Source organism: Arsenicicoccus sp. UBA6765, assembly GCF_002453335.1.
Classification (GTDB): domain Bacteria; phylum Actinomycetota; class Actinomycetes; order Actinomycetales; family Dermatophilaceae; genus Arsenicicoccus; species Arsenicicoccus bolidensis.
This window is the reverse complement of sequence record NZ_DKGR01000027.1, coordinates 1-9384: the sequence shown is the minus strand read 5'-3', so window position 1 is coordinate 9384 and position 9384 is coordinate 1. Positions and strand designations below refer to the sequence as shown.

General features: G+C 73.8%; 9 protein-coding genes. 3 read left to right on the top strand and 6 right to left on the bottom strand.

The window, feature by feature from the left end; genetic code table 11:
- The 3 genes from B4K29_RS08395 to B4K29_RS08385 all read right to left on the bottom strand — a co-directional run.
- A partial coding sequence (locus B4K29_RS08395) for an ABC transporter ATP-binding protein (RefSeq protein ID WP_286967028.1) occupies nucleotides 1-566 on the bottom strand: 566 nt, incomplete at its 3' end.
- A gap of 129 nt (nucleotides 567-695) precedes the next feature.
- Complete coding sequence (locus tag B4K29_RS08390; protein ID WP_286960728.1) at nucleotides 696-1361, bottom strand: response regulator; 666 nt, start codon at nucleotides 1359-1361, stop codon at nucleotides 696-698.
- Nucleotides 1358-2815 carry a histidine kinase gene (locus B4K29_RS08385; RefSeq protein ID WP_286967027.1) on the bottom strand — a complete coding sequence of 486 codons (1458 nt, stop codon included), beginning with the start codon at nucleotides 2813-2815 and terminating at the stop codon, nucleotides 1358-1360. The genes B4K29_RS08390 and B4K29_RS08385 overlap by 4 nt, the downstream gene beginning before the upstream one ends.
- Nucleotides 2816-3023: 208 nt before the next feature.
- Between B4K29_RS08385 and B4K29_RS08380 the strand changes: the two genes are divergently transcribed.
- The gene (locus B4K29_RS08380; RefSeq protein ID WP_286967026.1) at nucleotides 3024-3896 is read left to right on the top strand and encodes an alpha/beta hydrolase; all 873 of its coding nucleotides are present in this window, start codon (nucleotides 3024-3026) and stop codon (nucleotides 3894-3896) included.
- Between the two features lie 45 nt (nucleotides 3897-3941).
- Here the strand turns inward: B4K29_RS08380 and B4K29_RS08375 are convergent, their stop codons facing one another.
- Entirely contained in the window at nucleotides 3942-4505 is a 564-nt protein-coding gene (locus B4K29_RS08375; RefSeq protein ID WP_286967025.1) for a nitroreductase family protein, read from the bottom strand.
- 21 nt (nucleotides 4506-4526) lie between these two features.
- On the bottom strand, nucleotides 4527-5309 hold the full coding sequence (locus B4K29_RS08370) for a carboxymuconolactone decarboxylase family protein (protein WP_286967024.1): 783 nt from the start codon (nucleotides 5307-5309) through the stop codon (nucleotides 4527-4529).
- A 260-nt stretch (nucleotides 5310-5569) separates the two neighbouring features.
- Here B4K29_RS08370 and B4K29_RS08365 point away from each other — a divergent pair, with 260 nt between their 5' ends.
- Nucleotides 5570-7129, top strand: a complete 1560-nt coding sequence (locus B4K29_RS08365) for a hypothetical protein (protein ID WP_286967023.1) — start codon at nucleotides 5570-5572, stop codon at nucleotides 7127-7129.
- A gap of 112 nt (nucleotides 7130-7241) precedes the next feature.
- Nucleotides 7242-8096 carry an SDR family NAD(P)-dependent oxidoreductase gene (locus B4K29_RS08360; RefSeq protein WP_286960719.1) on the top strand — a complete coding sequence of 285 codons (855 nt, stop codon included), beginning with the start codon at nucleotides 7242-7244 and terminating at the stop codon, nucleotides 8094-8096.
- A 116-nt stretch (nucleotides 8097-8212) separates the two neighbouring features.
- Here the strand turns inward: B4K29_RS08360 and B4K29_RS08355 are convergent.
- A partial coding sequence (locus B4K29_RS08355; protein WP_286967022.1) for an HNH endonuclease signature motif containing protein occupies nucleotides 8213-9384 on the bottom strand: 1172 nt, incomplete at its 5' end.

The window sequence follows — 9384 nt, the reverse complement described above, 5'->3', positions numbered from 1 at the left end:
CCGGTCGGCTCGTCGGCGAAGACGACGGTGGGACGGGTCACCAGCGCTCGGGCGATCGCCACGCGCTGGGCCTGCCCGCCGGACAGCTCGCCGGGGCGTCGGTCCAGCAGCCCGTCGAGACCGATCGCCGCGACCAGGTCGGCGCGCCATACGGGATCGAGCTCGCGACCACCGAGGACCAGGGGCAGCGAGATGTTGTCGGCGACGCTGAGGTGGCCGATCAGGTTGTAGCTCTGGAAGACGAACCCGACCTGGTCGCGCCGGAAGCGTGTGAGGGCGTCGTCGGAGAAGGCGCTGATGTCGTGCTCGCCGATCACGACCCGGCCGCGCGTGGGCAAGTCCAGCCCCGCCGCGCAGTGCAGGAGCGTCGACTTGCCGGACCCGGACGGGCCCATGACCGACACGAACGACCCCGCCGTCAGCGACAGCGAGACGCCGCGCAGGGCAGGGACGGTGCCCGGCCCCCGGGCATAGGACTTGTGGACGTCGAGGAGCTGGACGGTGGGACGGGGACCGGGGTGCGGGGTGACCCGCGGATCGGTGCCGGTCGTGGGTGAGATCGTCATGCCTACGACGCTAGGGAGCGCGGGGACCCCTCATCGAGCCGCCGCCGATGCAGATCGACGGTTGCATCCTTCGACGGAACCGCCTGCGCCGCACCGGCTCGGCGGCGTCGCTGTGGCATCGGTCGGGCGTCAGTCGGGCACCTCGACGACGCGGTTCTGATAGGCCCAGACCGCCGCCTGCAGGCGCGACCGCACCCCCAGCTTGGGCATCATGCGCGCCAGGTGCGACTTGATCGTGGAGACCTCGAGCACCAGCTCCTCCGCGATCTCCTCGTTGGACAGCCCGCGGGCGAGCAGGAGCAGGATGTCGAGCTCGCGTGGGGTGAGGACGTCGGGAGTGCGAGCGAGGTATGCCGGACGAACCTCGCGCCGCCGCACGACTTCTCGCAGCACCCGCTTGGTGAGGGCCTCGTCGATGGTGCCGTTGCCCGCGGCGACCGCGCGGACCGCGGCGACCAGCACCTCGGGCTCCGCGTCCTTGAGCATGAAGCCCGAGGCACCCGCGTCGAGCGCGCCGAAGAGGTACTCGTCCACGTCGAAGGTCGTCAGCACCAGCACCGCGACGGGGTCGGTCACGCCCGGGCCGCACAGCTCGCGGGTCGCCGCGATGCCGTCCTGCCCCGGCATACGGACGTCCATGCACACGACGTCGGGGCGCAGCGCGCGAGCCGCCGCCACCGCCTCCGACCCGTCACCGACCGCCGCCACGACCTCGAGGTCCGGCTCGGCGCCGAGCAGCGTGGTCAGTCCGGCGCGGACCAGGGCCTGGTCGTCGGCCACGACGACGCGGATCATGCGATCTCCTCCTGGCGGGGGACGGTCAGGACGACGCGCCAGCCGCCGTCCGGGGTGGCGCCGTGCCGCAGCCGGGCGCCGGTCAGCTCGGCGCGCTCCTGCATCCCGACCAGCCCGAAGCCACCCGTCGAGGTCCGCGGGGCGTCGGGTCGGTGGGTCGACGGGTCGTTGTCGACCGTGAGGGTGAGCCATCGCGGATCGCGGTCGTCGACGGTGACCCTCCTGAACGCCCCGGGCGCGTGCCTCGCGGCGTTGGCCAGCGACTCCTGGACCATCCGGTAGGCCGCGAGCTGGGCCAGCGGACCGATGCCCGAGCCGAGCTGCGGCGAGCGCTGCAGGACAGCCAGCTGCAGGTCAGGCCCGGTGTGGCTCAGCTCCTCGACGAGGGGCGCGATGCCGGCCAACGTCTCGGGGCGGGTGCGGGTGCCAGCTGCGTCAGTGCTCTCAGGCTGGCCGTTGTCGGAGTGGGCGTCGGAGCCGGTGTCGGTCGCGCTGTCGCGCAGCAGACCGACGAGGCTGCGCAGGTCGCGGAGCAGCGCCGTGCTCTGCTCCCGCACCTGGCGCACGGCGACCTTGGCGCCCGCCGGGTCCGTGTCGATCTGGCCGGGGATCGCCGCGGTCATGACGGCGATGCCCGACAGGTGGTGCGCGGCGATGTCGTGCAGCTCGCGGGCCATGGCGGTGCGCTCGTCGGCGACGGCCGCCTGCACCCGCGCCTCGTGCTCGCGCGCCAGCGCCTGGACCTGCCCCTCCCGCGCCTCGCGGATCTCGCGACGGCCGTTGGCCCAGGCGGCGACCAGCAGCGGCATACCGATCGCGCCGATGCCCTGCGCGAGGGCCACACCGACGGTCTCGCCCGTCAGCGCCGTCCCCGCCGCGACCACGACCGCCGCAGCCGCGAACGCCGGCCACGCCCCCCGGATCGGGCGCCGCGTCCCCACCGCGTAGGCCGCGACCAACACGGCCATCGACGTCACTCCCGTCGCGCCCCCGAGCCCCGCGACCGCTGCGAGGGGCACGGCGGCTGTGCAGGCGAGCAGCACCGCTGTGGGGGCCGTATGCCGCAGGAGCAGCGCGAGGCACTGGGCCGTGACCAGGGCCAGGCCAAGCCACCAGGCGAGGTGGGGCGGTGCGGGCGCCCCGATCCCTCCCTCGGGGTCGAGCGCCTGCAGCCGTGGTGCGAGCACGAGCGCCCCGGCCGCCACGAGCCAGCAGCACGCCGGGACGAGCGCCCGCCTGGTCCCGCCGCTGGGTCTCGACACGAGGGCAACGTACGCGACGGACCTGACCGTCAGCGTCGGCGGCGAGGGCTGATGAGCACGCGGGCGAGCGCACCCGGCCGCCAGCAGCACCACCCCCAGCCAGAGCACCAGCAACCCCGGCCCGGGGAACGGCACCATGACGATGCCGACGACCAGGAGCACGGCTCCGGCGACCAGCAAGACCGTGTCCATGCGGCGAAGTATCCACCGTCGGCACGTCACGCTGCGGCACGTGATGACCGGTCACGCTCCGGGAGGGAAGGGGGAGCGATGCGATCTCCGTAACGTCAGGAGCGTTGCTCACACCCGTCAACGCTCCTGACGATGCGCCGACGACACACGATCCCCCACGCTCACACGCAGTGACCCCGGCTGACGCGCACCGTCATACGCTGAGGCCATGCGCACCACCACCGGACTCACGGCCCTCGGCGTCGGCACGGTCGTCGGTCTGGGGGTCGGCGCGCTGCTCGCCGCCCGGCAGATCAGCGGGCCCCAGCGGCCGGCGCTCGACTACGGGTTCACGCCGTTCGAGGTCGGGGCTGACTCCGAGGACGTGACGTTCACGGCGGCGGACGGCATACGACTCGCAGGGTGGTGGCTCGACCGGCCGGACTCGGAGCAGGTCGTCATCGTCTGCCACGGCCATCGCGGCAACAAGGCCGACATGCTCGGGCTCGGGCCGGGGCTGTGGCGGGCGGGCTTCACGGTGCTGATGTTCGACTTCCGCGGCAACGGGGCGTCGGCCGACGGACCGCAGTCGCTGGCGCACTACGAGCAGCGCGACCTCGAGGCCGCCATCGACCTGGTGGCCGAGCGGCGACCCGACGCGGAGATCGACGTCGTCGGGTTCTCGATGGGCGCCGCCGTCGCGATCCTCGTCGCGGCGCGGGACCCACGCGTGGCGCGCGTCATCGCCGACTCGTCCTTCGCCGACGTGCGTGGGGTGGTCGCGGCGGCGGCGCGCGGGCTGCGGCTGCCGCCGATGCCGCTGGTGGACCTGGTGGATCGCGCGACGCACCTGCGCTACGGCTACCGGTTCCACGAGGTCGAGCCCGTCGAGGTCGTCGCGGCGATCGCCCCGCGACCGCTGCTCCTCGTCCACGGCACCGACGACTCCGTCATCCCCGTCGAGCACGCCCACCGTCTCGCGGAGGGCGCCGGCGAGGGGTGCGAGCTGCGGATCGTGGAGGGCGCCGAGCACTGCGGCGCCTACTTCGAGGACCGCCCCGGCTACATCGCCCGCGCCGCCGAGTTCCTCCGGCGCCCCTGACCCGGGCGCGGGAGCGGGCGGCGGGCGGCATACGGCTGGGTCTGCTCAGTCCGTATGCCGACCGCCGGCGCCTCCCGTCCACCGGGCACGGCGGCGCTGGTCCGACCCGGACGTGCGCCGCGCGTGCGGTGCGGCCCGCCCGATCGCCGTCATCGTCATCACCTGCCAGTGCGGCGGCACCGCGAGGAGCGACGTGACGGCCTCGCGGTCGAACGCCGCGAACTGCCGGCAGGCGAGCCCGAGGGAGTGCGCCTGGATCGTCATGTGCGCCACCGCCTGCCCGAGGTCGTACGCCGCGAACTCGCTGTAGTCCCAGTCGGTCTCCTCCACGTGGGTGTGGCAGAGGTTGACGACGAGCAGCCCGGCCGCCGCGGCCCAGGGCCGTGAGCTGCCCGCGAGCAGGGGCACGAGGTCGGCGTGCTCGGGGCTGTCGCGCACCGCGAGGTGGAAGGCCCACGGCTGGGAGTTGCCGGCCGAGGGCGCCCACCGCGCGGCGTCCACCAGCGCCTCGACCTCGTCCTCGCCGAGCACGTGGGCCGGGTCGAAGTCGCGCGGGCTCCACCGCTGCCGCAGCACGGGCAGCACCAGGTCGTGCGGGGGCGGCGTCATACGCCCATCATGCGCCGGGGGTCAGGCGCCGTCGGCCGGGTCCAGCTCCTGCAGGTGCTCGCCGAGGATGCGGATGGCGTTCACGACGCACGGGAACCCCATGTAGGGGAATCCCTGGACCAGGGCCGCGATCACGCGCTCGGGGGCGTTGCCGGCCCGCAGCACCCCGCGCACGTGCGAGCGCAGCTGCGGCTCGAGACCCATCGCCGCGAGCGCGACCAGGACCAGCAGCTCGCGGGTGGCCAGGTCGAGACCGCCCCTCGTGTAGAAGTCGCCGAACATCGAGCCGGTCAGCAGCTCTGCCACCGTCTCGCCGTAGCCCGCGGGAAGCATGGACAACGAGGCGGCCATGCGGTCGCCATACAGGCGGTGCTGGAGCTCCCGGCCGCGCTCGATGCGGTCCTCGTCGGTCACCTGGGCCTGGTCCGGCAGCGGCAGCTCGATGCCCTGCGCCTGCATCACCTCGTCGATCACGGCGACGGCGTTGAGCGTGCGGGGGAAGCCGATCAGCGAGGCGAGCTGGTAGACGGCCTCGCGCAGCTCGACCGGGGTGACGCCCACGCGCAGAGCGGCCGCGGAGTGCGCCTTGAGCTGCGGCAACGTCTGGATGGTCGCCAGGACCGTCACCGTCACGAGCTCCCGGGTGCGGTCGTCGAGCTCACCGATCGCGAACACGTCGCCGAAGATCAGCGTCCGCAGGATCCGTCCCAGCTCGGGGTCCAGGTCGGGGGCGCTGGTGTCGCGCTCGCCGAACAACCGGGCAAAGACCTCGTCGGAGCGTGCGAGGCGGGTGTCGTCGGACATGGAGATCCTCTCCTCAACCGGTGTCGTCCCCGGCATCATCTCGCTGCCGGGTCGATCACGCGTCCTGGAGACCTGATCCCTCCACCATGGCCGAGGCGTCCGCCACGATCACCGTCGGCTCGCGTGCAGCTGGTCGACGATCAGGCGATGGGGGATCTCGCGAGGCCAGCCGGTGCCGCGGGAGCGCGACAGGGGCCTTGTCGAGCCCGCGCAGGGGTGAAAGCATCCAGCGAACTCGACGCCGAGCCAAGGAGACGCCCATGTCGCACCGCCGCACCCTCGAGAATCGCGCCGCCGCAGCCCTGTCCGTGGCCGCGCTGGGCGCCACCGCCCTGGCGCCATACGCGCAGGCCACCCCCGTCGACCGCGTCGCTCCCGCCGCCTCCCGGCCCACGACCGACGCGGTCCTGACCGCACGCTGCCTCGACCGCACCGTCCCCCTCACCGTCGAGGAGAAGCGCCTCGCCGCTCGCCTGCCCGACCCCGCTGCCCCCTCCCACCTGAGCCGTATGACGTTCGCGCAGGACATGATCGTCGGTGGCGGTCTCGAGCGCGTGGCTCCCCAGGTCGTCGACCGCCTCTGCCGCAACCGCGACGCCCGGGCCGCGCGGAGGCTGGCCGAGCAGGAGGGCCGCGCGCTGTGGCAGGCGGCCGTGAGGCGCGTGCAGTCCACGGGCACCGTGCGGGGCAGCCTGCCGCGCAGCGACGACCGACCCCTCTACTGGGCACGCCTGCAGGTCACGGCGGCGCTGCGGCAGTGGAAGCCGCGCGGCGGCATCACCGCGGCCGAGCGCGAACAGGTCATCGAGACCTTCGAGAAGGCCTCGCGCGGCATGACCGACATCTCCTACCCCGCCGGACCGCGCGTGGCGCGCGTCCTCGCCAGCGGCTTCGACCCCTACACCCTCGACGGTGGTGATGCCGGTGACGTCCCGGGGGCGGCCGGCAACAACATCCGCCACGGGAACCCCTCAGGCGCAACGGCGCTCGCCATCGACGGCACCACCCGCGTCGGCAAGGACGGACGGCGTCAGGTCGTCCATGCCTATGTCCTGCCGGTCAACTACACGGAGTTCGAGTCCGGCTGGATCGAGGACACCGTCGGCCCGCACATGAAGCCCGGTCCGCGCGCCCTCACCTCGTCGTTCACCATCAGCCAGGGCCGCGAGGGCCGCTTCGACCTCGAGGTGTGGAACGGCCGCTACCACGGTGTCTCCGCCGGCAACGACGGCAGCTGGCCCTGCCGTCCCATCAACGGCGTCCCGCAGCTCGCGATCAACAACCCCGGCTGCAACACCCAGCCGCCGGCGCGCTGGGGCAACCCCCGCGTCTTCGACCTGTTCGACCCGCCGCAGTGGACGACGGCGTCGCTGCCGTTCCAGCGCATGATCGAGGGCGGCACCGGCACCAACCTGACGCCTCCGCCCGGTGCGCCGTGGACCGCCGGCCAGGGCTTCCCGGTCATCCGCAACACGAGCTTCACGCAGTTCCCCCGCTGCGACTCCCCCGAGCGGGTCACTGTGAACGCCGCGCCGGACGGCGGGATGCAGCCCTCCCAGCCCGGCACCCCTCCCTCGGAGGGTTCGTGCGCGTATGCCGGGGGCGGGGGCACCTACCTCTCCAACGAGTCGGGCTATCGCAACACCCTGCTGCGCGACCGGCTGGGCCGCGACATCCCCGCCGGGCACATCCACACGCCGATCATGCAGCACTTCGAGGAGGGCAACCGGTTCGCGCCGAGCGACCCGACCTTCGACGCGTGGCGTCGCGTGATCGTCGCGCAGACCGCTGCCCTGATCGGGGTGGCCGCCCAGCGCTGACCTCCGCAGTCCGGACGCCGCGCCCTCGGCCGTGGGGTCGTGCTTGGCTGGACGAGCACGACCCCGCGCCGGCGATCCCTCCGGCGTGCGTCCACCGTGAGAGGCAGCTCCGATGACCACCACCACCGACAAGCAGGTCTGGCTCGTGACGGGGGCGGGACGTGGCCTGGGCGTCGACATCGCCAGGGCGGCCCTCGCCGCAGGTCACGCCGTCGTCGCCACGGCCCGCAGCACGGACAAGGTCACGCAGGCCCTCGGGCGCCACGACGACCTGCTGGCCGTCCCGCTGGACGTGACCGACCCGCAGGCCGCCGCGGCAGCCGTCGACGCGGCGGTCGAGCGCTTCGGCCGGCTCGACGTGCTCGTCAACAACGCGGGAAGCTTCCAGGCCGGCTTCTTCGAGGAGATGGCGCCGGACGCCTTCCGATCCCAGATCGACACCACCCTGCTCGGCCCGGTCCACGTGACCCGGGCCGCCCTGCCGCAGATGCGCGCCCAGCGCTCCGGCCTCGTCATGACCATCTCGTCCACGGCCGGCATCGTCCCCACCGGGGACTTCCTGACCGCGTATGCCGCCTCCAAGTTCGGCGTCGAGGGGTTCATGGAGGCGCTGTCGAGCGAGGTGAGGCCATTCGGGATCGCCACGATGCTGGTCGAGCCCGGGTTCTTCCGGACCGAGCTCCTCACCCCGCAGTCCACGCAGTACGCGCCGCCCTCGATCGAGGACTACGCCGACCGCACGGAGCAGACCATCGAGACCTGGCGGAGCATGGACGGCCAGCAGGGCGGCGACCCCGCCAAGCTCGCGGCGGCCCTCGTCCACCTCGCCGCCCTGGACGAGCCGCCGCTGCGCTTCGCCGCTGGCGCGGACGCCCTGGAGACCTTCGAGGCCAAGGCGAAGTCGCTCCTCGAGCAGGCGGACGCCCACCGCGACCTGTCTGCCGGCCTGGCGCACGACGACGCCTGACCACGCGCCGAGGCACCGCTGACCCGTCGGTGACGCGCGTCTGCCCGGGCAGCCTGGCGGGCTGTCCGGGTGGACGTGTCTGTGGAGGGGTCGGCTGGCGGTCGCTGCGTGGCGGGTCAGGCGGTGAGGGCGTGGTGGCCTGGCGGTCTCGGGGGTGGGTCGCCGGGTGGGCGTGACGGTTGCCCGCCTGGCGGTGGCTGGCCGTGTCCGTCGCCGGGTGGTTCGCGTCCTGCGCTGGGAGCGCCCGCGCCTGAGCCAGCCTTCGCGCCCGCCCCAGTCCCCGTGCTCCCGCCGGCACCCGCGCCAGCACTGACGCGGTCGTCAGCGTCGCTCTCGGGCCCGGTGCTGCTGTCGGTGTCAGGGTCGGGTGGTGGGGTGGGGTGCCAGCCGGTCCAGGTGTGGGTGATGTCCCACTGGACGCGGGACCCGTCGGCGGTGACCCGCCCGGTGATGTGGTGGGCGTGGATGAACCGGTGGTGGTGTCCGCACACCAGGGCCAGGTTGGCCAGGTCGGTCGGGCCGCCGTCGGCCCAGTGCACGATGTGGTGGGCCTGGCACCACGACGCCGCCGCGTCGCAGCCGGGGAAGCTGCACCCTGCGTCGCGGACCTCCAGGGCGCGACGCTGCCGGGCGGTGGCCAGGCGGGTGGTGCGCCCCACGTCCAGGGGCCGACCGGCCGGGTCCAGCCAGACCGGGGTGATGTCCGCGCCGCAGGTCAGCTCCCGCGCGGCGCGGGGCCCCAGGATCGTGCCCAGGTCGTCGACGCACGCGGCCGGGACCGGACACCCGCACGGCCCCCCGCCACCGGTGCCGCGCCACAGCCCGAACGCGTCCTTGGCGCGGTGCTCGCACGGCTCCAGCAACGCGTCCGGGGTCAGCACCAACGAGGCCCGCGCGGTCGCGCCCATCGGCCCCCGCACCCCCGAGGACGCCGCGATCCCGACGATGGTCAGCAACGCGTCCAGACGTCGTTGCGCCGCGGTCCGCTCGTCCCGCACCACCGTCCCGTCCGGCAACGTGGACGTCTGCGGCGCACTGAACGCCGTCAACGCGGCCTGCAACCGGACCTTGTCCACGTCCCCCACCACCGCGCGGAAGGCCCACAACCCGTCCCCGGTCGCCGAGAACGTGCTCACCCCCCGGCGGGACTGCTCGTGCCGGGCCGCGTGCTCCTGGTCGGCGACCGTGGCGTACCGGGCCAGCATCATCAACCGGAACCCGTCCAGCTCCGCACGCGCGTCCACCCGGGCGGCCAGGTCCGCGACCCCCGCCGCGACCTGCTCGTGCC

Excerpts from the sequence above, each read along its gene's own strand:
- B4K29_RS08365 (WP_286967023.1), top strand. The coding sequence starts at position 5,570 with ATGTCGCACCGCCGCACCCTCGAGAATCGCGCCGCCGCAGCCCTGTCC.
- B4K29_RS08370 (WP_286967024.1), bottom strand. The coding sequence starts at position 5,309 with ATGTCCGACGACACCCGCCTCGCACGCTCCGACGAGGTCTTTGCCCGG.
- B4K29_RS08375 (WP_286967025.1), bottom strand. The coding sequence starts at position 4,505 with ATGACGCCGCCCCCGCACGACCTGGTGCTGCCCGTGCTGCGGCAGCGG.
- B4K29_RS08385 (WP_286967027.1), bottom strand. The coding sequence starts at position 2,815 with ATGGACACGGTCTTGCTGGTCGCCGGAGCCGTGCTCCTGGTCGTCGGC.
- B4K29_RS08360 (WP_286960719.1), top strand. The coding sequence starts at position 7,242 with ATGACCACCACCACCGACAAGCAGGTCTGGCTCGTGACGGGGGCGGGA.
- B4K29_RS08380 (WP_286967026.1), top strand. The coding sequence starts at position 3,024 with ATGCGCACCACCACCGGACTCACGGCCCTCGGCGTCGGCACGGTCGTC.
- B4K29_RS08390 (WP_286960728.1), bottom strand. The coding sequence starts at position 1,361 with ATGATCCGCGTCGTCGTGGCCGACGACCAGGCCCTGGTCCGCGCCGGA.